General features: G+C 48.0%; 21 protein-coding genes. 12 read left to right on the plus strand and 9 right to left on the minus strand.

Annotated elements, in window-relative coordinates; translation table 11 throughout:
• Positions 1-49: 49 nt before the first annotated feature.
• Positions 50-967, plus strand: a complete 918-nt coding sequence (locus tag QP794_RS15225) for a PD-(D/E)XK nuclease family protein (RefSeq protein WP_285077875.1) — start codon at positions 50-52, stop codon at positions 965-967.
• Between the two features lie 146 nt (positions 968-1,113).
• On the opposite strand, the gene ald is transcribed toward QP794_RS15225, so the two are convergent.
• Positions 1,114-2,247, minus strand: coding sequence for an alanine dehydrogenase (ald, locus tag QP794_RS15230; protein ID WP_285077877.1), 1,134 nt, complete (start codon positions 2,245-2,247; stop codon positions 1,114-1,116).
• Positions 2,248-2,437: 190 nt separating this feature from the next.
• On the opposite strand from ald, the gene QP794_RS15235 reads away from it, so the two are divergent.
• The 4 genes from QP794_RS15235 to QP794_RS15250 all read left to right on the plus strand — a co-directional run bounded on the left by QP794_RS15235 (position 2,438) and on the right by QP794_RS15250 (position 6,874).
• Positions 2,438-4,108 carry a PucR family transcriptional regulator gene (locus QP794_RS15235; RefSeq protein WP_285077878.1) on the plus strand — a complete coding sequence of 557 codons (1,671 nt, stop codon included), beginning with the start codon at positions 2,438-2,440 and terminating at the stop codon, positions 4,106-4,108.
• 70 nt (positions 4,109-4,178) lie between these two features.
• Positions 4,179-4,370 (plus strand): hypothetical protein, encoded by a 192-nt coding sequence (locus tag QP794_RS15240; RefSeq protein ID WP_285077880.1) that lies wholly within the window; start codon positions 4,179-4,181, stop codon positions 4,368-4,370.
• A 129-nt stretch (positions 4,371-4,499) separates the two neighbouring features.
• A complete protein-coding gene (locus QP794_RS15245) occupies positions 4,500-4,640 on the plus strand; it encodes a hypothetical protein (protein ID WP_285077881.1) in 141 nt (46 codons plus the stop codon).
• Between the two features lie 164 nt (positions 4,641-4,804).
• Positions 4,805-6,874, plus strand: coding sequence for an nSTAND1 domain-containing NTPase (locus QP794_RS15250; RefSeq protein WP_285077882.1), 2,070 nt, complete (start codon positions 4,805-4,807; stop codon positions 6,872-6,874).
• 83 nt (positions 6,875-6,957) lie between these two features.
• Here QP794_RS15250 and QP794_RS15255 read toward each other — a convergent pair whose 3' ends face one another.
• Both QP794_RS15255 and QP794_RS15260 read right to left on the minus strand, forming a co-directional pair.
• Positions 6,958-8,652 (minus strand): sigma-54 interaction domain-containing protein, encoded by a 1,695-nt coding sequence (locus tag QP794_RS15255; protein ID WP_285077883.1) that lies wholly within the window; start codon positions 8,650-8,652, stop codon positions 6,958-6,960.
• Between the two features lie 632 nt (positions 8,653-9,284).
• Complete coding sequence (locus QP794_RS15260; protein WP_285077884.1) at positions 9,285-10,208, minus strand: proline dehydrogenase family protein; 924 nt, start codon at positions 10,206-10,208, stop codon at positions 9,285-9,287.
• 245 nt (positions 10,209-10,453) lie between these two features.
• Between QP794_RS15260 and pruA the strand changes: the two genes are divergently transcribed.
• Both pruA and rpoN read left to right on the plus strand, forming a co-directional pair.
• Complete coding sequence (pruA, locus tag QP794_RS15265) at positions 10,454-12,001, plus strand: L-glutamate gamma-semialdehyde dehydrogenase (RefSeq protein ID WP_285077885.1); 1,548 nt, start codon at positions 10,454-10,456, stop codon at positions 11,999-12,001.
• Positions 12,002-12,123: 122 nt separating this feature from the next.
• The gene (rpoN, locus tag QP794_RS15270; RefSeq protein ID WP_285077886.1) at positions 12,124-13,431 is read left to right on the plus strand and encodes an RNA polymerase factor sigma-54; all 1,308 of its coding nucleotides are present in this window, start codon (positions 12,124-12,126) and stop codon (positions 13,429-13,431) included.
• Between the two features lie 160 nt (positions 13,432-13,591).
• Here rpoN and QP794_RS15275 read toward each other — a convergent pair whose 3' ends face one another.
• A complete protein-coding gene (locus QP794_RS15275) occupies positions 13,592-15,025 on the minus strand; it encodes an aspartate ammonia-lyase (protein ID WP_285077887.1) in 1,434 nt (477 codons plus the stop codon).
• Between the two features lie 323 nt (positions 15,026-15,348).
• Between QP794_RS15275 and QP794_RS15280 the strand changes: the two genes are divergently transcribed.
• From QP794_RS15280 to QP794_RS15290, 3 genes are all read left to right on the plus strand, one after another.
• Entirely contained in the window at positions 15,349-16,626 is a 1,278-nt protein-coding gene (locus QP794_RS15280; RefSeq protein WP_024632490.1) for a methyl-accepting chemotaxis protein, read from the plus strand.
• Between the two features lie 169 nt (positions 16,627-16,795).
• The gene (locus tag QP794_RS15285) at positions 16,796-17,641 is read left to right on the plus strand and encodes a hypothetical protein (protein WP_285077888.1); all 846 of its coding nucleotides are present in this window, start codon (positions 16,796-16,798) and stop codon (positions 17,639-17,641) included.
• Between the two features lie 248 nt (positions 17,642-17,889).
• Positions 17,890-18,597, plus strand: a complete 708-nt coding sequence (locus tag QP794_RS15290) for a stalk domain-containing protein (RefSeq protein WP_285077889.1) — start codon at positions 17,890-17,892, stop codon at positions 18,595-18,597.
• A 109-nt stretch (positions 18,598-18,706) separates the two neighbouring features.
• On the opposite strand, the gene QP794_RS15295 is transcribed toward QP794_RS15290, so the two are convergent.
• A complete protein-coding gene (locus QP794_RS15295) occupies positions 18,707-19,681 on the minus strand; it encodes a ring-cleaving dioxygenase (protein WP_285077890.1) in 975 nt (324 codons plus the stop codon).
• Positions 19,682-19,910: 229 nt separating this feature from the next.
• Between QP794_RS15295 and QP794_RS15300 the strand changes: the two genes are divergently transcribed.
• Positions 19,911-20,672 carry a YwaF family protein gene (locus tag QP794_RS15300; RefSeq protein ID WP_285077891.1) on the plus strand — a complete coding sequence of 254 codons (762 nt, stop codon included), beginning with the start codon at positions 19,911-19,913 and terminating at the stop codon, positions 20,670-20,672.
• Between the two features lie 112 nt (positions 20,673-20,784).
• On the opposite strand, the gene QP794_RS15305 is transcribed toward QP794_RS15300, so the two are convergent.
• From QP794_RS15305 to QP794_RS15315, 3 genes are all read right to left on the minus strand, one after another.
• Positions 20,785-21,579: an SDR family oxidoreductase gene (locus tag QP794_RS15305; protein ID WP_285077892.1), complete on the minus strand. Its 795-nt coding sequence runs from the start codon at positions 21,577-21,579 to the stop codon at positions 20,785-20,787.
• A 158-nt stretch (positions 21,580-21,737) separates the two neighbouring features.
• The gene (locus tag QP794_RS15310; RefSeq protein WP_285077893.1) at positions 21,738-21,995 is read right to left on the minus strand and encodes a YqkE family protein; all 258 of its coding nucleotides are present in this window, start codon (positions 21,993-21,995) and stop codon (positions 21,738-21,740) included.
• Positions 21,996-22,487: 492 nt separating this feature from the next.
• Positions 22,488-23,135 (minus strand): peptidylprolyl isomerase, encoded by a 648-nt coding sequence (locus QP794_RS15315; RefSeq protein ID WP_285077895.1) that lies wholly within the window; start codon positions 23,133-23,135, stop codon positions 22,488-22,490.
• 257 nt (positions 23,136-23,392) lie between these two features.
• On the opposite strand from QP794_RS15315, the gene QP794_RS15320 reads away from it, so the two are divergent.
• Positions 23,393-24,604: an MFS transporter gene (locus QP794_RS15320; RefSeq protein ID WP_285077896.1), complete on the plus strand. Its 1,212-nt coding sequence runs from the start codon at positions 23,393-23,395 to the stop codon at positions 24,602-24,604.
• A 169-nt stretch (positions 24,605-24,773) separates the two neighbouring features.
• On the opposite strand, the gene QP794_RS15325 is transcribed toward QP794_RS15320, so the two are convergent.
• Complete coding sequence (locus QP794_RS15325) at positions 24,774-24,977, minus strand: hypothetical protein (protein ID WP_285077897.1); 204 nt, start codon at positions 24,975-24,977, stop codon at positions 24,774-24,776.
• Between the last annotated feature and the right edge of the window lie 22 nt (positions 24,978-24,999).

Consider the following 24,999-nt stretch of genomic DNA (forward strand, 5'->3'; position numbering starts at 1 on the left):
AATGCTAGAAACATGCAGAAATCCGGCATACAGAAAGGCAGAATATCTTATGGCACAATACCCGCAGTGGTCTTATTCGCAGTCGCGGGCGAGTATGTTCGATGAGTGCCTGCGCAAATATTATTATCATTATTACGGAGCCCATAACGGCTGGAAGGCAGAGTCGGCGGATGAGATGCAGGTACGTCTGTATCGGTTGAAGCAACTCAGTAATCTATACCTTGTATTCGGTGATCTCGCGCACCGGATGTGTGAATCGGCGGTACGCAGCAGGGAGGAAGGTAAGGATAAACCTCGTGAACACTTTCTGGAACAGACGATGCGCAAGCTGCTGAATCAGGCTTATATGGAATCAATGGATCAGGATCAGTGGCGGCTGGACCCCAAGAATCGGGTGATGTTGTCCGAGATGTATTATGGAGACGACACGTTGAATGACCGAATTGCCACGATCAAAGAGCGAGCTTCGGCCTGTGTCAGCAATCTGTATCAGACGCTCACGTGGGAGGATCTGTCCCGTGCGAGTACGGATATTTTGGAGATTGAGAAATGGGATACCATGATGCTGCACGATACACGGGTGTATGTGAAGATGGACTTGTTATATCGTCGCAGCAACGGCAATATCGTCATTGTGGACTGGAAGACGGGCAAGGAGGATGACTTCTCGGATCAGTTGATGCTGTACGCATCCTATGTGAGGGAGCATTACCGAGTACCGCTGGAGCAGATTGAGCTGCGGGTGGAGTACCTGTTAACCGGGACACACCGAGAGTTTACAGCGACGGAAGAGGATATCCTGAAGGTGGAGGAGAACGTGGGGCGGTATATTGCGGAGATGCGCTCCTGTGTGGATGATGAATATTACAACCGTCCCAAAGACGTCTCCTATTTCACGCCGATGCCTTCGCGCCGCGCCTGTCGGGACTGTAACTTCCGCGAGGTGTGCAGTGAACGTGCAGTATAGCGAGCCACCCGAAGCCTACTCGGATCTCATCCCTTTTCGGGAAAAAAACAAGAAGCGCCAGCCTGGACAGGATCTGCCCGACTGGCGCTTCTGTTTCGTTCCACAGGCCGGGCAACAAGGCGCCGGGTGGAACGATCATTTCCAAATTACTGGACCGCGGCGGTATTCTCCAGCGCCTGTCCTGCGGGAACATAGGCATGCCCGAGATCCCGGGCAACCGCCTCATACGTGATATGTCCATTCAGCACGTTTACCGCGCTGCGAATGGACGAACTGCCGCGAATCGCGGCGGCTGCACCGTGGTTCGCCAGCTGCATCGCGTAAGGCATGGTGGCGTTGGTCAGCGCCACCGTAGACGTGCGCGGCACCGCGCCTGGCATGTTCGCTACCGCGTAATGAACAACACCATGCTTCACGTAGGTCGGTTCATCATGGGTCGTGATATGATCAATGGTCTCCACGATTCCGCCCTGATCAATGGCCACATCCACAATGACCGAACCGGGTGCCATGGTGGTAACCATCTGCTCGCTGACAAGGGTTGGCGCTTTGGCGCCCGGAATCAGCACCGCACAGATCAGCAGATCGGCAGCAGCTACAGCTGCCGCAATATTGGATGGACTCGATACCAGCGTATGAATCTGATTGCCAAAAATATCATCCAGCTGGCGCAGACGATTCAGATTCAAATCGAGGATGGTCACATCGGCACCCAGACCAATCGCAATTTTGGCGGCATTCGTACCCACCGTGCCCCCACCAATAACCACGACCTTGCCACGGCTAACGCCGGGTACACCGGATAACAGAATGCCTTTGCCGCCTTCCGTTTTCTCCAGCAGCTGAGCTCCAATTTGCGCCGACATACGTCCGGCAACTTCACTCATCGGGGTGAGCAGAGGCAGCGTACCATTGACCTCCAGTGTTTCATATGCAATGGCGGTTACCCGGCTTTCAATCAGTGCCTTCGCCAATGCAGGCTCCGCTGCGAGGTGCAGGTAAGTGAAGAGAATCAAGCCAGGACGAAAATAGGTGTATTCGCTGGTAAGGGGTTCTTTTACCTTGATGATCATATCTGCGTCTGACCATACGGATGCAGCTGTACCCCGAAGCTCCGCTCCGGCCGATTGATACTCGCTGTCCGTGAATCCACTGCCGAGTCCCGCGCCTTGTTCAATCATGACCTGATGTCCGGCTCTGACAAAATCAGCAGTTCCAGCCGGGGTCAGTGCTATACGGTTTTCATTGTTTTTAATTTCTTTCGGAATTCCGATTCTCATCGCCATGCACCTCGTCCATTTAATGGTTGTTAGCTTATACTACAAGTTTATGACCTGAATAACAGATTTGCACCTTACCTAATGTCTATGTTTTGAAGAATCGTATCAACATAATGTCGAGAAAAGACTATTCAGGACATTTATCCATAGCTTATAATGTAAGAAAAAATGACATTATGAGGGATCGATATTGAGAAATGACCGCGTGTTTACGATAAAGGATATTCTGGCTCGCCCCGTCTTTGCCAAAGCCCGGCTTGCTGCGGGGATAGAGGGAACATCCCGTCAGGTCGGATGGGTCCATGTGTTGGAGATCACGAATGTCTCTCCATTTGTAAGTCCTCATGATCTTATTTTATCCACAGGGCTATGGCTTCAATCGGAAGAAGGGCGTGAAGAATATCTGCTCCAGTTAATTCGGAGCGAAGCTGCCGGGCTATGCGTGGAGTTTGGCACGAGCATTCATGGCATCCCCGAAGAATTGATTGAACTGGCTGACAGGCATCAATTCCCGCTTATCGTGTTTGAGCAACCGGTCCGGTTCGTTGAGATTACGCAAGATATTCATGCTTTGCTTATTAATCATCAACACCAGCTGCTGAAGAGTCTAGAAACCTATTCCCGTCAGCTTCAGCAGCGAACATTACAGAGTACAGACATGTCGGCAGTGCTTAACCTTCTGCATGAATACGCGGCCAAGCCGGTGGTGTATATCTCGTCCATGGAACCGGGCAGTTTTGTGCCGGAGCTGCCATCGGAGTCGCAGCAAGCGATCTACACATGGTACGAGCAGGAGGTCGAGCATCTGGATCTTAATGATTCAGACACCGAGTTATGGTTCCATCTGGATGAGGAGCAGGTGTTACTGTGTCACCCGGTCGTATGTTTTGGTCAGGTTTTTTCGGCAGTCGGCATGGTTGTACATCCTTCAGCACCCGTCGAGTATCTCAAGCTATTGCTTGATTATACAGCGAAGGCAGCTGCGGCACTGACTTTGCGCTCCCAGTTTCTGGAGGAGAAAATGGTACGCAACCAGAATGAGCTGCTCCAGGATCTGATGAACGGTAACATTCTGCATGAGGAGCAGGCCCAGACCCGAATGGGACTCCGTCTGCTGGTGAAGGGACAGTATTGGTTTGCAGGCGGGGTTATTGAGATGGAGCACCGTCTGAAAGGGATCGGCCGTGAGCGTATGGAAACCAACCATCAGGATATTTTGGTGCTGCTGCGTTCCTTGCTCAAAAAGAACAATCTGTCCAGCCTCATCATGCTGAAAAATAATCAGGTATATGTATGCTGTGCCAAGGAGGAGAGCAAGACATCCACACGAAAACAACTGGTAAAATCGCTGGAAAGCATTGTTGGTGATGTGAAGCGATTTGCGAGTCGCAACCTGAAGCAGGTAGTGATTCATGCCGGATTTGGCAAGGTGCGCAACCGTTTAACAGGCATGCCGGACAGTCTGCGGGAAGCATATCAGGTCATCGAGGTTTCACGATCTATAGATCGGCTGGAACATATTCATTTTTACGAACACATGGGTATATATCAAATGTTAAAAGCATTACCTCAATCGTTCCTTCAGCCTTTTGTGAATGACCATCTGGGCGTTCTGATTGAATATGATCAGACACACCATCTAAGGTTGGTGGAGACATTGGATGCCTTTCTACAAAACTTCGGTTCCAAGCGGGATGCGGCTGCCCAATTGTTCATACATCGACAGACCTTATATAATAGACTGGAGAAATTAGAAGAATTAATGGGACCTGACTTTATGGATCAGGAGAGAAGAATCTGCCTGGAGATGGCACTGCTTGCTCATGCTATGATCGAGGAGGAACAGGATTTTCCAACTTGATAGACCAGGCTGGAAGAAAGCCCAGACTGTGCATCATTGAAAGATGTGCACAGTCTAGCAATTTTTACTGATGCGACGAGAGAGTCGCAATGCTCTTGGTAATACGGGAGTGTTAGAAGCAGAACGGCGGCCGCGAAACAGTCTGGGGTGGCCGGAGGAAGGTGCAAGGGATAACGAGGTAGGAGCGGCCAAGCGATATGGCGAGGAATTTCGCTCCGGAAGAGTTCCCGTATCCAGCTTTTTGAATGAAACACCGCTTTGACACAACCACTCATCAAGTTGTTCACGAGTGATTCCTAATTGTCCGCTCAAATTACAGATGTCGAGATTTTTTCTCACACAAATCCGCCTTTCCTTAAATATCGGGCTGTATTAGTTATGAAATGGAAGCATGGAGCATGAAGTTGGAAATGGATTGGTGCTCAATGGACTTCAGCAATTTGCATCACGCAAAATGCCCAATGGATTGGTTTGCCCGATCGGCGGAATAATCGATTATGATGATCCAGCGGTGTGGGAATGGTCTGTGTAAACCGGTTAAATGTTTGTTACCGCTGTTTTGTGTTTTTTTTTCTATAATTTGGCTTTTAACTAAATTTTATCACTTCATATGTAACTGTGCGTCTCAATATAGTCTCAACTTTGGGAGAAAATTAAGGTTATCGAAAGTACCAGTATCTAGTACGGAGGACACTGATGGGAAACAGTAGTGAGGTTCAATACGACAGATATTATGGTCATGGAAAACGTTTCGTGGGTCGAGCCAAGGAACTGATGATGTTGGACCGATGGTTCAGCAATCCAGAAGCACCTTTAACCTTTTTTTCAGTTACGGGCATGGGGGGGATCGGCAAATCCTCTTTACTGTCCGAGATGTTATCCGTTGCTCGCAACCAGGGAGCGACCGCCATATGGATGGATGGCAGATCCTGTGGCTCGACACCGTCGGTCTTTTTGGAATATTTGTCCTCTACACTGGAGCTGGAGACCATGGGTAGTGACGGTAACCCTCGGCCATTAAGCCTTCTGAGTGAGACTTCAGTACAAAGGCGACTGGTCCTTGCTGTGGATAATTATGAAGAGCTGGCTTTACTGGAGAGTTGGTTTATGGAAGTTTTCGTATCCAAGCTCCCGTTATACGGTGTGCTCATCATTCTGGCCTCACGACCGGAGCCTGCTTCAGCGTGGCGGACTCATCCAAGGTTGCAGCAGCGCCTCGTGCAGATGCCTCTTAAGCATTTTACGTGTGAAGAAGTGTCTGAATATATTGCAGGGGCAGGGTCATTAAACAAGAGCATGGCTGGTACGATTGCACGTATGACGGATGGGCATCCGCTGGGATTGGCACTTGCCGTGGAGGCAGCAGATCAGCGCAGGAATTTTCCCCTTTCCGATTGGACTGAATTGTCACAAATGATTAGCGCCAGGTTGCTGCTTGAATTGACGCTTCCCCGCCTGCATCCGATGGTTGAGGTATTAACTTTGCTGGAAACAGCGAACCAGGAATTGCTGGCATCCGTGCTGCAAACAGAGGTGACGCTTGAAGAATACAATTTCCTGAGGCGTATGTCGTTCATTCGTTCCGGTCCTAATGGTCTGGGGCTGCATGATATGGCCAGAGTACATCTGCTTCGGGATTTTCGTCAACGTGAACCACAGCGTCTGCAAGCCATGCGTGTACGAATTGCGGAGCTGCTCAAGCCGCTCCATGAACAGGCGGGTCCACATGAGAGACGCCAGATCGCCCGAAAAATGCTCCTGTTGTGTCAGGAATCTATGCTCCAGCACCGAAAATACGCTGATGTCTCGGCTGATTCACTGTTCTCTCCAATGGAAGTGATGCGAGCGGAGGACTTGCCTGCGCTGCACAAATTGCTCCGACAGTGGTGTGAGTATAGTGTGGAGCCCTGGCAGGCGCCATCATATCCTGCTTTTTTGGATGAGCTTGCACACCGTTATCCTGAGGGGATTGTATTGATGCGGGACAAGGTTGGCGAGCCGATCGCGATGTTCATTACGGTGCTCGTACACCAGGAGAGCAGTGGGATGCTGTCGAACTATTTTCCGGCCGAAATGCAGGAATGTTTCACACCGGAAGAGCTGGATTGCGATCCGAATCAAACGGATACTCACTTTGCGGTGCTCGCTGCGGCGAGGGACGATATACCGGGCTACAAACGTGAGGAACTTGTGGGTTATATGTCGCTGGATCGGTTGTCACTGCTCGGAGAAGGCGCCAGAGTCATACTGGTCGCGACTAATCCACATCTGAAGCTGTTTTTGCAGAGCATTGGTTTTCGGAGTAGAAAAGCACGTACACGTTTATGTGACCTGTATACAGATCAGGCAAGTGTGCTGGATCTGGATTTGCGCAGTGGACAATTCGGTGACTGGGTGATGTCCCTTCTGGGTCTGGATATGAAGAGCGGCCGATTACAACAGAGGACATCTGGCGTGAGTCGGATACCCTGGTCCGAACAGGATGTGCGCAAAATGCTGACTCATCTGCATTCTCCCGGAGAATTGCATGAGTACGCAGCACGAGTGAAGGGTATGACGGATGGAATTCATCTACAGAAGCATATCCTGGATTTGCTGGAGGGCCGAATTCATGGGATCTCCCAGCAAGATCAGATGCTGTTATACGCGGCCTATTGGACACATGATGGCAATCCAACTGCCGCAGCAGAGGCATGCTCGATGAGTCGGGCCACATTCTATCGGCATCTGCGAGCCGCTTTGATCCGACTGGCGAGAGTGCTATAGGTACATAGAAGGAATCATTCATCGAGGCTTAACAATACGCTGGATCATTCATTATAACGACAAGAAAAGAAAGAAGAGGCTGGTCATAGACCGAGCCTCTTCATGCGGTTATAGAGCGTGGCTCTGGAGATGCCAAGCTGCCGGGCAAGCGTTCTTTTGTTGCCTCCGGCGGCTTTCAGATAGTGCAGCAGGAGCTCCGACTCGTAGATGTCCAACCTCTGTTGATAGGATAGGTTGGAAGAATCAGTAGATTCGTCTATTTCGCTTTTATCGGATGGAGCAAATGTGTCCGTGCTTCTGGAGATAGGAGACAAGCTCGATTCCAGCTCAGTCTGTGAATGAAGCTGTACCGTCTCCTGCAATATGGATTGTTCCTGCTCCATAGGTGACATGAAGGTGTCAGGGAGATATTCAGGCTTAACCTCGCCATCCGTGGTGAGAATGGTGATCCGCTCAATCACATTTCTTAATTCTCGTACGTTGCCTGGCCAGTCATAGTGAAATAGCAGCTTGAACACCTCGGGAGGAACGAGTTCAATATGACGATTATAGAGCAAGGAGAACTCTTGCAGGAAGGTCTGTGTCAGCTCGTAAATGTCTTCCTTGCGCATACGCAGGGGAGGGATGACGAGATTAATGACATTCAATCGATAGTAGAGATCCTCCCGGAACTGATTGCGGGCAATCATGCCCAGCAGATTCTGATTGGTTGCGGCGATAATGCGGCAATTTGCCTGTTTCATGCGTGTTCCTCCAACAGGAAAGTAACTTTTCTCCTGCAATACACGCAGTAACTTCACTTGAAGTTCCAGCGGCATTTCGCCTATTTCATCCAAAAAGAGCGTGCCGCCTTCGGCGAGTTCGATTTTCCCCTTTTTCCCCTTTGGATCAGCCCCTGAAAATGCCCCCTTCTCGTAGCCAAATAACTCACTCTCAAATAATGAACCAGGAATAGCTCCGCAGTTAATGGCGATAAACGGCGCTGTCTGTGGTTCGCGCAGGTCATGGATGGCTTTGGCAAATAGTTCTTTCCCCGTTCCGCTCTCTCCGAGAATGAGCACGGTAGCTGAGGTGGTACTGATCTTGCGAATAGTTTCCAGACACTGGTTAATCACTGGGCTACTGCCTTTGATTCTGGCGAACGGATCAGAATCCGGGCGTAGACGGGCAACGGCTTTCTCCAGATGCTGGACTTTGGATGTCATATGTAATAACTCTTGATGAAGACGAATTTCGGTTGTTATATCCACTTCGGCGGCAACCGCACCTACAATGCGTCCATCGAGCTGCACCGGACGTGCATTAATCAGTGCGAACAGATCAGGTCTTGGTTGGTGCTGCTTTCGGTACACGGTTTCCCCTGTATATAACGTTTTGAGCGATTGAAGGCGATCAGGGGGAAAGAAATCCGCTGCCGGTTTCCCAATGATATCTTTTTTGTTAATTGAAAAAACATGCTCCGCACCCGATGTCCAGTAGGTCACCTTTGCATCTTCGTTAATCAATGTCAGAGCTGAGCCTGCCGTCTCCAGTGTTGTCTCGAAATAAGCTTCCATAAGTCGATGAGCATGCATCATTTCTTGCAGAACATCGGATACAGCGATATAGCCCAACGAGGGTCCATCATCCTGAATTAACAGATAAGGACTGGTATTAAATAGCGGGATGGCGTCTGCCAGCCCTGTTGTTGAAGGGATGACGGGCATGCAGAGTCCCGAATCCAGGATACTCATATCTGTACGTAATAAGGACATCAAATCTGGAAGTAAATGTTTCATCGGAATCACCTCAGCTAGAGCATAACTTTCGGAAACCAAGTCAGTTACATGAGCCACATACAAGTGGTCTGCAAATGAAATGATTGGAATAATGATGGTTACCCATATTATAGCTTTCCAAATGAAGTGTGTATATATTTTTTGACATGAAGCATACATGTTATCGGGGTGGAAGAGAGGAGGATGGATTATTCAATTTTATTATGCGCTTTCATTTCTATAGTCTAGGAATAATTGTTAATTCGTAAAGACGAATCAGAAATTTAGGTTAGATCCGAGTCATTAAAACTGACATTTATAATGAGACTTTACTCTTTTATCTCACTCTATAATACCGGGCAGAGCCAGAATGTTCTATGTGGCAGTTCCGAGCAATTAGGTTCTGAATGAGTGAAGTTCACTTGTGAACAGCAAAAGGGGTGTCCAGAAAATTAGACATTTTAAATTGGGGATGCAAATTTTTTAGACATTAAGAGCTGAGCCGAGCCAAGCCAAGCCAAGCCGAGTAGAGGGAAAAGTGGGATGCTCCGGGATGCTTTGCAAATATAAAAAACCATGTGCCCTCAAAGAAGGTGGCAGCATGGTTTTTGTTCTTATCGTTGTATTTTATATATGTTGACCCAGCTGGAAAATTATCTGAACATGTTTTTCAGCACCATCCAGAGATTTGCTGGTTTCTCGGCCAGACGACGGGTGTAGTATGGGTACCACATGGTTCCGTAGGGAACATAACAACGAATACGATATCCTTCCCTCGCCAGGCGTTCCTGTTCGTTCATGCGCAAACCGTACAACATTTGAAACTCAAACGCATCCGGGGAAATTCCCCGATCCTTCGCGTATTGCTTGGTCCAGGAGATAATGTGGTCATCATGTGAAGCAACCGCAGTGTATACGCCTTGATCAAGGTGATTGCGAATCATCGTTTTGAATTGATCAATCACTTCGGAAGTGTTCTGATAAGCTACGGATGCAGGTTCCTTGTAAGCACCTTTGACCAGACGCAGCCGGATTCCTTCCCGAATCATATCACGTGTATCTTCTACGGTACGATGCAAGTAGGCTTGCAGCACCGTACCTGTATTATCCAGTCCTTCCGAATGTAAACGGCGCACAATATCCAAAGTCGCTTGGGTGAACGGGCTGTCCTCCATATCAATCCGCACAAACAGATTATGGAGCTTCGCTTGAGTGGCAACCGCACGTATATTTCGATATCCCTCTTCAGGGTCCAGCGCGAGTCCCATTTGAGTTGGTTTTAGGGAGACATTGGAGTCTGCACCCTGCCGGGCAATGCCTTCCACCAGACGTACATACTCATCCCGGTACAACGCGGCTTCTTTTAAATGAGTAATACCCTCACCAAGATGATCCAGTGTAGCCATAATGCCCTTGTTGTTGAGTACCCGAATCTCTTCGAGAGCCTCTTCCAGTGTATTGCCTGCGATAAACTTGCCAGCCAGCTTTTTGCCGTATTTAATGGAGAGATTCTCCACAGCTTTATTACCTGCGACGGTTAGCAGCGTTTTACGGTACATTTCCGTTCCGATACTCATCGGGTTTCCTCCTTATGGATCATGCTTCTTTATAACAGAGTTATCAAGCAATAATCATGCCAAGGTTGATCTGCACAGAAAAAAACGGGCGGTGCTTTGAAATAAAATATTTTTTTGCAAAAAATATTCATTCTTCATCCGGAGTTGGCACGGATCTTGCTACATATATTGGGTGATGAGTAAAATGCATGGCACAACTCAGGCAAACAGCCAGCGAACCCCCACATCTGAAGGAGGAATCATTCATGAATATCCCTTTTGTTAACGAACCATTCACATCCTTTGCAGTCCCGGCCAACCGGGAAGCTTTTGAGAACGCGCTTCGCAAGGTGGAGGCTGAACTTGGCCAGGAATACGCTATTATTATCGGCGGACTAAAAATAACGAGCGCCCGCACGTTGTCTTCCGTAAACCCTGCGTCCAAAAATCAGGTCGTCGGAACGATCTATCAGGCGGATCAGGAACTTGCCGAGCAGGCAATCCAGACCGCTGCAGAAACATTCCACACCTGGAAGCATACGGACCCGAATGAACGTGCCCGTTATTTGTACAAAGCGGCAGCGCTTATGCGGCGGCGCAAGCATGAATTCTCCGCCTGGATGGTATATGAAGCAGGCAAAACATGGCCGGAGGCGGATGCAGACACAGCCGAAGCGATTGATTTTATGGAGTTTTATGCCCGTGAGATGCAGCGTCTGAGTGAGCCGCAACCGCTCACACGAATTGCAGGCGAAGATAATGAATTGAGTTATATTCCGCTTGGTGTGGGGATTGTCATTCCGCCATGGAACTTCCCACTCGCGATTATGGCCGGCATGACCTCGGCAGCATTAGTATCCGGCAACACGGTTGTATTAAAGCCAGCCAGCACAACACCGGTGATTGCCGCCAAATTCATGGAGCTGCTTGCAGAAGTGGGTGTGCCGGATGGCGTAGTGAACTATTTGCCAGGACCAGGCAATGAGGTTGGCGATTATCTGGTGGACCATGCGCTCACGCGTTTTATTAGCTTCACCGGCTCCAGAGATGTTGGTCTGCGAATTAATGAACGTGCAGCACGTACCGCACCGGGACAGAAATGGATTAAACGGGTCATTGCTGAAATGGGCGGCAAGGATTCGATCGTTGTGGATAGCGACAGTGATCTGGAACTGGCTGCGGAATCGATTACGGCTTCGGCGTTTGGTTTCTCCGGACAGAAGTGTTCCGCGTGTTCCCGTGCCATTATTCATAAAGATGTATATGACGAGGTATTGCAAAAAGTGATTGAACGAACCAAGCAGCTGAGCATGGGCAGTCCGCTTGAAGTTGGAAGCCAGGTTGGACCAGTTGTCGATGACAAGGCGTATGCCAAGATCACGGAATATATTGAAATCGGCAAGAGTGAGGGTCGCCTTGTACTCGGTGGGGGTACAGGGAACGAAGAAGGATACTTCATTGAACCGACGATTATTGCCGATGTGGATCCACAGGCACGGATTTCACAGGAAGAGATTTTTGGACCGGTGCTGGCTTTTATCAAGGCAGAGTCCTTCGGGGAAGCACTGGATATTGCCAATAATACCGATTATGGCCTGACGGGTGCGGTAATCTCGCGCAATCGAGAACATCTGGAACAAGCCAGACGGGAATTTTTTGCGGGTAACCTGTACTTTAACCGTAAATGCACAGGTGCACTGGTGGGTACACATCCATTTGGCGGATTTAACATGTCGGGGACTGATTCCAAGGCAGGTGGAAGAGACTATTTGCTGCTGTTCACCCAAGCGAAATTGGTATCCGAGAAATATTAAGTTGAAAAATGGGGTTGGGGCCCGCTGACAATCGCTTGGTTTTTATGCTATCATTTCCTGAAAATAGTCTTTGTTCGTCAGTTTACTGGAGTTGCTTGAGCAGCACTTAAGGGGGGAGACGGATGTTAGGATTTCAGTTGGTGCAGGAGGAGCGTATTCGATTATCCATTACGCCGGAGATGAAGCAATCCATTCATCTGCTGACCTTGTCGGGTCAGGAATTGGCTCGTTATTTGCAGGAGGCAGCAGAAGAAAACCCGGTGCTTGAGCTAGAAGAGCCCTCTGCCCTGCGCACCCGTCTTTCCCGACGATTACATGTGGGGAGTTTCTCTTCTCATGATCCTCTGTTACAGGTAAAAGGGGCCGAACCTACCCTTGAACATCTGTTAATATCCCAGCTTCGGTTGCAGAGTCTCCCGCCTTCTTTGGAGAAAACAGCTATATTTTTGGCTGGCTGTGTCAATGAGGATGGCTATCTGACGATGGATTTGACTGAGGTTATGTCGGCAAGGGAGGTATCCATGCCGGAGGCTGAAGCAGCTCTGGATATCCTTCAGTCGTTAGACCCTGCAGGTGTAGGCGCACGAAATTTGCGTGAATGCTTGTTGCTTCAGATTAGGCGTGATCCATTGGGTAACGAGCATGCGGAGCATATGGTGGAGGAAGGTTTGGAGGAACTGGTTCGTTTCCATCCGGGCAGGGCGGGAACAAGGCTGGGGCTTACTTCACAGCAGGCTCAGGCAGCCTATGATTATATTTCACGTTTGGACCCGAAACCGTGCCGATCCATGGGGTATACGGAACGTCCGCATTACATCGTACCCGATGCTGTTGTGCAAATAAGGAACAATGAGGTTTCACTACGGTTAAACTCGGCGGGTGTGCCGCGGGTATCCCTGAACGAAGCTTGTTGCCGCTGGATCAGGGAAATTGATGCTGACGAGGTCTGGTCAGGTCGGGCAGCTGAGGCGAGGGCGATTATTCGCAGCGTACGCATGCGTCGACGAACGCTGATGCGTGTCCTGGCTGCGACCATGACTGAACAGGAAGCTTTTCTGCGTGAAGGACCTGCCGGTTTGAAGCCGCTCAATCTGGCGGTTATTGCCGAGGCCATCGGCATGCATGAGTCGACGGTGAGCCGTACGGTCACTGGCAAATATGTTCAGACACCGCATGGTGTATTTGAACTTAAGGCTTTTTTTGCCTCAGGTCTTGAAACAACGAACGGAGAGATGGCCTCGGCGCCGGCGGTGAAGATCAGACTGAAAGAGCTGATTCGTTCTGAACGGGCGGAACGCCCTTATTCGGACAGTCAACTCACGGCATTACTGGCGAAGGAAGGTATCGTTATCTCCCGCAGAACCGTTGCGAAATACAGGGAAGAGCTTCAGATTTTGCCTTCACTTGAGCGTAAACGTTGGGGAAAATGACCCTGTGGTTCATTTACACAACATAATGTATGAACAAACAACCCCCGCAGACCATTAAACTCGGTTTGCGGGGGTTGTTCGTTCCGATTTAACAGCGATCAGAAGGTTGTTCTGTCATCAGAGTGTCAGTGTAAGTATTCATTAGTTGAACTTAATCAACCTACAAGCGTTCCATATTACGCAGGAAGTGCTCGCCTGCAATCCCTGGAGTAGTCATCTGCTCCGGGTGCAAAATTTCTTCCAGTTCTTCCGGTGTCAGCAGACCCCGTTCCAGAATAATCTCCTGCAAGGAGTTCCCGGTTTTCAGTGCTTCCTTCACAATGGAAGCTGCCACATCATAGCCAAGATGCGGATTCAGCGCCGTAATTACACTGAAGCTCTGCTTCATGATTAACGCACAACGCTCACGGTTCGCTTCCATCTCTTCAACGGCATAACGAGTGAAGACGTCGATGCCATTGTTCATGATTTTAAGCGATTGCAGCAAGTTGAACGCGATAACCGGACCCATGACGTTCAATTCAAATTGACCAGCTTCACAGGCCATGCAAATCGTATGGTCATTCCCCATAACCTGGAAGGATACCTGATTGATCACTTCAGCCATAACCGGGTTCACTTTGCCCGGCATAATGGACGAACCTGGCTGACGTGGTGGAAGCCGCAGCTCATTGAATCCTGCACGTGGACCGGAAGCCATCATCCGAATATCGTTACAGATTTTGGACAGACTGACAGCACATACTTTCAGAGCAGCCGACAATTCCAGATAGGCATCCGTATTTTGTGTGGCATCCACGAGGTCCTCAGCCGTTTGCAAATTCAATCCTGTCACATCAGACAGATGCTCCGTGACTTTGACAATGTATTCCGGTTTGGCGTTGAGACCTGTACCTACAGCCGTCGCTCCCAGGTTAATGGTGAGCAGGCGACGATTGGCGAACTCGAGACGTTCAATATCACGTCCAATAACGCGTGCATAAGCACCGAACTCTTGTCCAAGGCGAATAGGCACAGCATCCTGAAGGTGTGTCCGGCCTACTTTGACTACGTCGTTGAATTCCTGTTCTTTTTTGCGGAATGCATCCTGCAGACGTTTCATCGTATCCAGCAACGTTTCAGACAACCGATACGCAGCAATACGCAGTGCAGTTGGGATTACGTCATTGGTGGATTGGGACATGTTCACATGGTTATTCGGGTTACAGTGGAAATAGTCACCCTTGTTCTGCAATAACAGCTCCAGCCCACGATTGGCCAAAATTTCGTTCATATTCATATTCATGGAGGTGCCTGCACCGCCCTGAATGGAGTCAACAATAAAATGATCCAGATGATGGCCTTTCATCATTTCTTCCGCAGCCATGACGATGACATCGCCAATTTTGCGTGGCAGCATTTTCAGCTCCATATTCGTGATTGCCGCAGCCTTTTTCACCGCAGCCAGAGCTGTAACCAGCTCCCGGTGTACAGGAACGCCAGTGATTGGGAAGTTCTCTACAGCCCGAACCGTCTGTATTCCGTAATAAGCATAAGCAGGAATTTCTTTTTCTCCAATAAAATCTTTCTCCGTCCTTGTGGACATTGTAGACATTTCGTTCGCCTCCAGTGGCATCCAAAAATAGGTCAGCTCCGGCAATGCCGAAGCGCACTCAGTATATCATTTAAGCAAAATGGATGCCAAGCTAAATCATTTCACCCTTCTTACCGATAAATAATTTAAATTCAGGATATCACCTTGGCAAAACGATTCTCAACTCAACTCGGGCATTGTTGTCTTATCCATTATGCTCCACTGGAATGAAGTCATGCATGAACGTTTACACAATGATTAATTTGTCGTTTTCAGTGATCTAAATCACATGTGATTTGGTTATCTACTGGTAAAATAGGAAAAAAGGACTATGAGGTGTGAAGATGAAATGGACTTTAGGCGCAAAAACTGTCGCAGGTTTGGTACTGATTTCACTGATTACGTACGGAACTAGCGGCTTTTTTATATTTTTCCTTCAGGACTGGCTCTCGTTCTCTATGCCAAGCTGGCTGTACATTTCCATCGTACTCATCATGGGTGTGTGCTGGAACGCGATTCTGGGTTGGTTTGCCTCCCGTTGGCTGACTCGTCCAATTGTACATTTGTCCCGTGCGGCACAACAAATCTCATCGGGGGATTTGACGGCTGAAGTTCCAGAGCGGCGTACACAGGATGAAATTACTGTATTATATGATGCTTTTCGCGTAATGGTTTTCAATCTGAGAAGTATTGTAAACGATATTACAGATAGTACACGCACAACCTCGCAGAACGCCCAGTCACTCAGTGAAGCAATTGCCCAGGCAGCAGAGCAGATCGAGATGATGTCTGATGCGGTGGATCATATTGCGGTGGGTGTAGAAGAGCAGAAAACGACTTCACATCAGTCGCTGATTACAGCAGATGAAATGTTGAACGATTTTCAGCGTATGCACAGTCAGTCGATCGGTATGACAGAGATGTCCGGCCAGATGGAGCGCTCGGTAGATCATACGAAGCAAACCTTCTCTTCTCTGATGAAAGGAATGGACGAGCTGACCGAATCCCACAATCGTTCCCGTGACATCATGGTGCTGCTCGAGAAGGAAGCCTCGGATATTGAAGCCATTACTCAATCCGTCAAAAACATTGCAGAGGAAACAGGCCTGCTTGCCCTGAATGCTTCCATTGAGGCTGCACGTGCGGGAGAAGAGGGAGCGGGCTTTGCTGTGGTGGCACAGCAGATTCGCAAGCTGGCAGACGAGAGCAAACAATCGGTGCATCGGATTAATGAGCTGATCAGCCGCGTACAGCAGCGAATTAAGGATACAGCTCAACTGATTCATGAACAGCACGGTTTGGTTGTGAACGAATCCGAGCGTACGATCTCTGTTGATCAGACCTTACAGGAGCTTACAGGTACGGTGGAAGTGTTCATGAAGGGCGCTCATGAAATCGGAGCCAAAATTGGGGAGCAGACCAGCCGTGTAGAACAAACGCATGGTCATGTGAAGAAGATTCAGGGGAAAGCCGGATCGTTCTCGGATGAGGCGAGACGGATTATGGATGCGGCACATGAAGAGACGGCAATCATGCAGGAGATTTCATCCTCAGCGGAAGAGTTGAGACAGTTAACAGATCGATTGATGGACAAAACGAAAGCATTTCGGATGCAGCCTTGAGCTGTTTCCGGGGTGTTTTTTTGCTTATTATGGTTAAAGCCGAACATTCTTTCGTAAAAACTGAAATATGTAAAGATTTTTTTATGAAACATTAACAAATTCGCAACGCTTGGGCGATAAATGAAGATATAATGGTAGTATTCCACTACAGATTAAGGAGCCCAGCATATTGAAAACTTGGACAGGTATCCTGCTGATGATTATTTTGGCGGTAGCTACGATTAGTACAACGTCGTCTGCCAGAACCATGAATGAATCGCAAAAACAGCTTAACATAGATGATCAATCCAGCCAGACCTCAGCGGTCGCGGCCTCCAATATGGAAACAATGAATGAAGCAGCGTTTACAACGAAGGAATCGATCCCTGTTAAGGGAGAGTACGTTTCAGTTGCTCCGGAAAATGAGAACGTAAGACTGTACCCCATGAAAGTCGAAGGCTCTGGATATATATATAACGGAATGGTGTTGGAAGTGAACGGCAACAAACGAGAATTCGGTAAGTGGCAAGGAGAAGGCGGCTCTTACAAACCGGAAGTACACGAACTGGATCTGAATGGAGATGGCCAGAAGGAGATTGTTGTATTGTTTACAGCCGGTCATGGAACAGGGATCTATCTGGGCGAGGCTCATATTATCGATCCAAATACGTTGGAAGAGATGAAGATGCAATCGTTGGATGAGATTGTGAAGCAGCATGTAAATTCGAAAGTCAGTGTTACACCAGGTCAGGTTACGATCAACGTTACCGTTGATGGTGTTCATGCAGAGCCTTCTCTGATGGAGGAAGACACAAGCGAGGGAGTGTATAACGAGGAGCTCAAGTTCGGCGGTGTTGTTTATTACAGTGTGGAAAATGGCAAGTTGGTGGTGTCAGCATCTGGTGCATACGGTATGGGTTTATATGACGGTGATCTGAACTTTACCTATGAACTTAAGGATGGTGAGTGGCAGGCTGTTGAATTGAAGTACAGCACGGAAGAGTATGAAGAGGAGTATTATGAATCTTTTGATTGAATTGATTAATTAGCGAAGAGCGGAATTACGGGTAGTTATGACAAAAAAATATACCCCCATTGTCTTAATGACACAGGGAAACGAGTGAGGCTGAAAAAAATAATGAAACTTTAGCCTCATTTTGTGCTGTCCGAATACAGAAGGTATTCCAATAATTTACCAAGAAAGAATTGACATTAGCCCTTTAATGGTTTAATTGTATAAAGGATAAAAGGAATCTTATTTCATACTTTCAGGAGGGATATTTAATGAAGAAAAAGGTGGTACTGGGTTTAATGGTGGGTACACTTACGCTCGGAATCGGTACTGGGGCACTGGCGGCAACCGGACTGGAGCCAATCAAAGCGTATCTGAACAGCAAGATATCTCTGAAAATGGATGGAGCAACGGTAACAGCCAAGGATGCAAATGGAAAGACCGTTTTGCCGATTACGTACAATGGAACAACTTATCTGCCTGTACGTGCAGTAGGTAATCTGTTGGGTGCTGAGATCAGTTATGACAGTGCCAGTTCCTCCGTTATTATTGGCGGCAGTAATGGATCGGCTCCAACGGAAACGAACAAACTGACATTGAGTTCGCTCGGAGAAACCGTGATGGGAACGTCTGATTGGCATACGAAAGACCCCGCCGATACTTCTTATAAGGGCAAGGATTACAAAGATGTTTATTTCCATAATGATTCGGTCAAGCTGGGAAACAGCTTCCAAATCATGACGAAGAAAAAATATTCCAAATTACATCTGGAGCTGGCAGCAGTAGGTGGTTCCCAGGAAATTAAAGTCATGGATGGCAATAATACAACTCTGAAATCTATATCGCTTGCTGCGGAAGATGGTTTGATTGGTATTGATGTGGATGTATCCAAAACGGATTTTGTGGTTATAGAGATTGTGGAAGAGACGCCTGGTTCTTCCTTGTTTGTACCCCTGACTACATCTTATCTGACCAAATAAAATGACTTTATGGAATGTGAAAAACGATTATCGTCTGGAGCATCAGCCGGGTCTCTCGGGATGATGCACAGCGATAATCGTTTATTTTTTTCTATGATGTCAGCGTTGCTTATCGAATCATGGTATCCAATGGTTTCAGTTTGGATTCAATCTCTGCCCGGCGACCTTCAAGGAATGGAGGCAAAGCCAGGGACTCGCCAAGATGAGCCAGTTCTTCATCCGTATCGAAGCGGGGACCGTCAGTTGCAAGCTCGAACAGGATACCATTAGGTTCACGGAAATACAGGGAGCGGAAGTAGAAACGGTCTACGAAACCAGAGTTCGGGAACCGGAAGTTATGCACGCGTTCCACCCATTGCTTCAGTTCTTCCTCGTTATCTACACGGAAGGCCACATGGTGCACGCTGCCACGTCCCGGGCGTTCCTGAGCAAGGTCAGTTCGTTCTTCGACATGCACCTCGGAGCCGCTGCCACCTTCACCGGATTCAAAGACGAGCACATCGGGTTGGCCAGCGACAAAAGCAGGATAAGTTCCTCTTTGACGGAAGCCGAGCAGTTCGGTAAGGACTGGTGTGGTGAGGGATGCATCTCTAACGGTAAGATGAACCGGACCTAATCCCACAATGCCATACTCGGCAGGCACAGGGCTTTGATCCCAAGGTTTTCCGCCTGCAACACCTGAATTGTGTTCATCGGAGACGAGAATCAGACGTTGTCCTTCAAAGTCCGTAAAAGCGAGAGTAGCGCGTCCACCGCGTTCGGTGATTTCTCCATGAGGGACTTCAAATTCGTCAAAACGCTGTTGCCAGTACGTAAGGGCTGCATCGCTAGGCACACGAAGGGACGTTGCTGAGATGCTGTTCACGCCTTCGCGTGTTTGTCCCGCCATCGGAATTTCAAAGAAGGTAAGTTCAGTACCCGGATACCCTTTTTCATCTCCATAGAAGAGGTGATAGACCGAAACATCATCCTGGTTGACTGTTTTTTTGATCAGTCGGAGTCCCATAACATTGGTGTAGAACCGATAGTTCTCAGTGGCGTGAGCAGTGAGTGCAGATACATGGTGAAGTCCTTTGATTTGCATTATAAATACCTCCTGATAGTTTAATTCTATTTTTATAATATTCTCTTTAAGAAAGTTACTAACTTTTAGTGTGTTTTGTTCTTGGATTTATCTTAACATAAAGATATTTAAAATACAATCCTAATTTAGAATTCCATCTGGACAGTCTACTCATTCAATGCCAAAATGAAAAAGTTAACATTATAGAGATATTTTGTGTTTGTGTAACGAGAAGGAGAGAAGAGGTGCAATGGCATATCCCCAGTGGCTAGACCCTTATGATGCGGAACCTTTTATACTGTTTTCAACTTCACACCTGTGGGCGATCGGTCTGATTGCTGCACTGATTATATTGATGTTCCTGTTACGAAACTGGCTACGCTCATCGTCATCCAACCTACGCCGAACCTTTCGCATTGCTCTGGCCTGTGTCATGTTCGGCTGCGAGATTGTGCTTCAACTATGGTACGTGTATGGAGGCGTGTGGAGCCTGCAGACTTCATTGCCGTTGGAGTTATGCAGTCTGTCACTATTATTATCGGCGCTGCTATTATTGACACGTAGTCGACTGCTGCATTCTGCATTGCTGTTCGCAGGAATAGCAGGAGCCTTGATGGCAATCGTAACGCCTAATCTCGGTTATGCTTATGCCCATTTTCGTTTCATTCAATTTTTTACTGCTCATGCTTGTATTATTCTGGCGTTGCTCTATATGACTTGGGTAGAACAGCTTCGTCCAAGCTGGAGAACTGTGTTGGGTTCAATGATATTTGTGAATGTGGCAGCGTTGGTCGTGTACGGTGTGGATGTTCTGCTTGACGCCAATTATATGTTCCTGAGACACAAACCGGATACCCCTTCAGTGCTCGACCTGTTGGGCCCTTATCCCTTGTACATTCTTGGGGAAGAGGTGTTGGCAGCAGTGATGTTTTCCCTGATGTACGTCCTGCTATTTGCCATTCCGGAGCAGCTGAATAACCAAGTGAAGAGAGGAAAGAGTTCAGCGCTCTAGTTAAAAGGGAATTCGAACCAATGGGAAAGCCAAACATCCCGCAGCAGTCTGGAAATCCAGTCCGTTTGCGGGATGTTTGGCTGTTGACTGCTCATTGAGCATGATATAAGTATTATCCGCGGAGCAAAGATTCCGCACCGTCCACGTAGATCCGAGTACCTGTCACATGGGAAGATTCGTCGGAAGCGAGGAAGAGCACCAGATTGGCGACCTGCTTCGGCGTTCCTGGTTCACCCTTGAGCGGGTGTTCATGCCCCTCCGGGAATTCAACCGGGATCTGTACTTCTTTTAGATCGTCCGAAGGATAGGTGTTGTCATCGATATTCGTATCAATGGCTCCCGGACAGACGGCGTTGACACGGATCTTGTAACGGGCCAGTTCCAATGCAGCCATCTTCGTAAAAGCCGTTTGACCCGCTTTGCTGGAAGCGTATGCAGAGAAGCCGATGCCAGAGAATACGCGGTTACCGTTAATGGAGCTTGTAATAATAATGCTTCCTCCGCGATCTTTCAAATGGGGAATGGCGTATTTCACGGTTGCGAACGTGCCGCGCATATTAATTCCCATCGTCTGATCCCAGTCCTCAGGTTCCATCGTTTCAATTGGAGCCATCGTACCGTTGATACCCGCATTGGCAAACACAATATCCAGCTGTCCAGCTTGCTCTGCTGCCTGATTGATGGCCTTTTGCACGTTGTCCGGTTTGGATACATCACATTCAATGACATGGGCTTCTCCGCCTGCGTTCTCAATTGTCTTTTTGGTTTCCTCTGCATTCTCCGGGGTCCGGTCCAGCAAGAACACTTTGGCCCCATGTTCAGCGAAACGAATGGCTGTTGCCTGACCAATTCCTGAGCCACCTCCGGTTACAATCGCGACTTTCCCTTGCAAACGTTGTTCAGTCATCCTGATCCCTCCGTATCGTATAGATTGTCAGTATACTCTCTATTTCTACATACCCGACTAAAGAGTGATGAATCATATGTACTATACAAAAAAACAGGACCGTTGAACGGCCCTGTATCGGTAATGTAGATATCATGATAATCTGGATTGCTGCAAAGTTATTTATGTTTCTTCCAGTCCATCGAACTGTTATTCAACAGGTACTCAAAATCATTATCTTTCCGCTTCTGTTCCGCTTTACGAGCTTCTTCCGCCCGCAGGCGCTCCTGCTCTTTGCGGTCTGCCTCGGCCGCCTTGGCTTCATCTGCCTGTGCTTTCAGTTTCTCAAGCACGTCACTGCTTAGCAGATCCTTTAATGTGGTCGGTTTATCCTGTGCTGCTTTGGGAGCAGGGGTGTGTTTTTTGGATTTTGCCATGGAATAATCTCCTTTCAAAAACATAAATCAGCTTCCTTTATCGTTCAGTATTCATATTATATCAGGTTCACCCAACCCATTCCATGAAACGGCGGAACAAAAGCAGGATATAGAGGGTTCCGTGACGAATGAAAACGGGTATAAATTCATATATTATTACCGATACTGCGACTATTCCCTGGAGAAAGGAGTCGTTGTTCGTGGAAGTAAACCGCAGTTTACTGAAAGGGCTTGCATGGGGTGTTGCTTTCAGCTGTCCGTTATGGATTGCGATCATCGGTTGGTTACGTTTGATGGGATGGATGTATTGAGAACAGCGGGTTGCAGAGCTGCTGCATATAGAATCGTGCCAGAAGAGGGCATTTTTTATAAAGTCATTTATGTAAACGCTAACATTAAATAAAGCTCTGTCTGGCGAGAATCGCACAGGACAGAGCTTTTGTTTGTCTTACATAGGATGAGTCAGAACGACGACTCGTTCAGTTCCACAGGTTAAGGCATTTTTACAGGTTCTGGATACTCCAGACCATGAGTGTCGACAGTGACTTTTTTCATTACTTGATCGGTGACTGGTTTATCGTTTTCACCTATTTGTTGAGCCGCAATGCCGTCAACGACATCCATACCTTCTGTGACTTTGCCAAAGGTAGCATAAGCGTTATCCAGGTAATCAGCATCCGCTAACATGATGAAAAATTGGGAGCCTGCGGAGTCCAAATCATTTGTGCGGGCCATGGAAATGACCCCACGGGTATGATTCAGGTGGTTTTTGTGACCATTGGATGTAAATTCACCCTTGATGGTATATCCTGGTCCACCTTTACCGTTGCCATCTGGATCGCCACCCTGAATCATAAAGCCTGGAATGACGCGGTGAAAGATCAGGCCGTCATAGAAACCCTTATTGGCGAGTGAGATAAAATTGTTCACTGTGTTTGGAGCGATCTCTGGATAGAGCTCGATGACGATTTTCTGACCATCTGACATTTCAATGGTGGCTACAGGATTTGGACCAGTAGGTTCCGCTGGAGCCGGTGTTTCCGTCGCGCCGCTTGTAGGGCGCCCACAACCACTAATGACGATAAGCAGCATCGCTAGAACCAGCGAAACAGCTGTTGTTTTTTTCCACCGAAAAGACATGAGAACGTTCCCCCTTGCATCTCTGCATAATATATTTAGTCAGAATTATTTTCGGATAATCCTTCAACTATCATACCGTTTTTGCGGACAACATGGCAATGCAAGGCAGGATATTATGGGTAATAAGGGATGGTGTAAATGCTTACAGAGGTGTAAAATAAGGAAAATGCTTCCGCAGTCAGGGACGTACGGGTCTGTTCCGTCCGCTCCAATACACGGCAGTCCCGTCGTCAGTAACGGAAAGGGCGTGCGGGTATATGGACTTCTCGTGGAAGCGTAATCTGGTGATTTTGTGGATAGGTGTGTTTTTCTGCAGCACCGCTTATTCAATCTCCATCCCATTTCTGCCTTTGTTTCTGAGTGGCGATCTGGGCGTTCGTAATCACCTGGAGTTCTGGTCAGGGCTTGCCTTTGGCATCACGTTTCTGGCAAGTGCCCTGGTGTCTCCCTTCTGGGGATCACTGGCTGACAAATACGGGCGCAAGCCAATGCTGATCCGGTCGGGATACAGCCTTGCGGTTTTGTATTTGATCAATTATTTTGTGCAGGACCCATATTCACTAATCGTGGTTCGTTTGTTTCAGGGATTGCTCGCCGGCTTTGTACCGGCAGCGATTGCACTGGTCGGTACGAACACACCGGAAGAGAAGACGGGGTATGCGCTTGGCATCATGTCTACCGCCGGGGCAACAGGAGGAATAATCGGCCCATTAATTGGCGGGGTAGTAAGCCATTATTACGGCAACCGGAATGCGTTTTTATTTTCCAGTATCGTTGTATTGGTCTCTGCGTTGATTGCAACCTTCTGGGTAAAAGAAGAGAACTTCAACCGGAACAAGGCTCGTTCTCATGTGATGGATGACATCCGTGAAGCCCGGGCCAATCGATTGTTTATTACGGTGCTTGGCATGATGGGTATATGTACCTTCTCCGTCATGATTCTGGAGCCATTATTGACCGTGTACGTGATGGAAATGGGCATTCAGCCTGATCGTGCTTCTCTCAGCTCGGGAATTATTTTCTCCGCAGTTGGTGTAGCTACGGTCATTATGGCACCGCGTTGGGGTAAAATTGGTTCGCGAATTGGATATGGCAAAGTGCTGATTATTGGCCTTGTGGGAGGGGCAATTGGTAACCTCCTGCAGTTCTTCACCACAGGTTATATAGGCTTCGGCATATTGCGATTTGTGTATGGATTGTTCTTCGCTGCGGTGTTCCCGGCGATCAATGCGATGATTGTGCAAGTGACTGAACCCGGCTTCCGGGGGAGAGCATTCAGCCTGAATCAGTCGGCTTCCCAGATTGGTACGATGGCGGGACCAATTATCGGTGGTGTTCTGGGTGGCTGGTTACCGATTCGCTGGATTTTTATCATCAACGGAGTTGCGCTTCTGATTACCGCCATTGTGGCGAAATGGTCCAGACTGGAACAGAGGTTGCCGGGATCGGGCAAACCTTTGGCGAAGTAGACGAAATGGTTAAATGACTAATCGGATAACAGAGAAATGGGATGGCACTGTAGAGATACGGTGGCCATCTCTTTTTCGGATGAACGCTTTGTCATTTTGAAAAGCACAGCAAAAAGAAACCTCTTGGCGAAGAGGTTTCCTATACGCTCATTGAATGGGTGATACGATCCTATTGATCCTCAGATGTATGTGAATCTTTCCGGTTAACATTCTCCTTCGGAATAGCATGTTCAACAGCATCAAGCTGATCTTCATCCGCTAGAGCTTCTGGAAAGGAATCTTCTGTGAACAATCCAAAATTCGGATCAATATCTCGTTCGGTTACCAGATTTTCAGGCTCATGTACGTGTCGTTTGTGATCATCCTTCATCATGTTTGCACCTCCTAATCAGGCT

Origin of the sequence: Paenibacillus sp. UMB7766-LJ446, assembly GCF_030226665.1 — a bacterium.
GTDB classification, from domain to species: Bacteria; Bacillota; Bacilli; order Paenibacillales; family Paenibacillaceae; genus Paenibacillus; species Paenibacillus vandeheii.

What these genes read in the sequence shown, in the direction of transcription:
- QP794_RS15225 (WP_285077875.1), top strand. Translation starts at nt 50, where the DNA reads ATGGCACAATACCCGCAGTGGTCTTATTCGCAGTCGCGGGCGAGTATG.
- ald (WP_285077877.1), bottom strand. Translation starts at nt 2,247, where the DNA reads ATGAGAATCGGAATTCCGAAAGAAATTAAAAACAATGAAAACCGTATA.
- QP794_RS15240 (WP_285077880.1), top strand. Translation starts at nt 4,179, where the DNA reads ATGCGACGAGAGAGTCGCAATGCTCTTGGTAATACGGGAGTGTTAGAA.
- QP794_RS15245 (WP_285077881.1), top strand. Translation starts at nt 4,500, where the DNA reads ATGGAGCATGAAGTTGGAAATGGATTGGTGCTCAATGGACTTCAGCAA.
- QP794_RS15250 (WP_285077882.1), top strand. Translation starts at nt 4,805, where the DNA reads ATGGGAAACAGTAGTGAGGTTCAATACGACAGATATTATGGTCATGGA.
- QP794_RS15255 (WP_285077883.1), bottom strand. Translation starts at nt 8,652, where the DNA reads ATGAAACATTTACTTCCAGATTTGATGTCCTTATTACGTACAGATATG.
- QP794_RS15260 (WP_285077884.1), bottom strand. Translation starts at nt 10,208, where the DNA reads ATGAGTATCGGAACGGAAATGTACCGTAAAACGCTGCTAACCGTCGCA.
- pruA (WP_285077885.1), top strand. Translation starts at nt 10,454, where the DNA reads ATGAATATCCCTTTTGTTAACGAACCATTCACATCCTTTGCAGTCCCG.
- rpoN (WP_285077886.1), top strand. Translation starts at nt 12,124, where the DNA reads ATGTTAGGATTTCAGTTGGTGCAGGAGGAGCGTATTCGATTATCCATT.
- QP794_RS15275 (WP_285077887.1), bottom strand. Translation starts at nt 15,025, where the DNA reads ATGTCTACAATGTCCACAAGGACGGAGAAAGATTTTATTGGAGAAAAA.
- QP794_RS15280 (WP_024632490.1), top strand. Translation starts at nt 15,349, where the DNA reads ATGAAATGGACTTTAGGCGCAAAAACTGTCGCAGGTTTGGTACTGATT.
- QP794_RS15290 (WP_285077889.1), top strand. Translation starts at nt 17,890, where the DNA reads ATGAAGAAAAAGGTGGTACTGGGTTTAATGGTGGGTACACTTACGCTC.
- QP794_RS15295 (WP_285077890.1), bottom strand. Translation starts at nt 19,681, where the DNA reads ATGCAAATCAAAGGACTTCACCATGTATCTGCACTCACTGCTCACGCC.
- QP794_RS15300 (WP_285077891.1), top strand. Translation starts at nt 19,911, where the DNA reads ATGGCATATCCCCAGTGGCTAGACCCTTATGATGCGGAACCTTTTATA.
- QP794_RS15305 (WP_285077892.1), bottom strand. Translation starts at nt 21,579, where the DNA reads ATGACTGAACAACGTTTGCAAGGGAAAGTCGCGATTGTAACCGGAGGT.
- QP794_RS15310 (WP_285077893.1), bottom strand. Translation starts at nt 21,995, where the DNA reads ATGGCAAAATCCAAAAAACACACCCCTGCTCCCAAAGCAGCACAGGAT.
- QP794_RS15315 (WP_285077895.1), bottom strand. Translation starts at nt 23,135, where the DNA reads ATGTCTTTTCGGTGGAAAAAAACAACAGCTGTTTCGCTGGTTCTAGCG.
- QP794_RS15320 (WP_285077896.1), top strand. Translation starts at nt 23,393, where the DNA reads ATGGACTTCTCGTGGAAGCGTAATCTGGTGATTTTGTGGATAGGTGTG.
- QP794_RS15325 (WP_285077897.1), bottom strand. Translation starts at nt 24,977, where the DNA reads ATGATGAAGGATGATCACAAACGACACGTACATGAGCCTGAAAATCTG.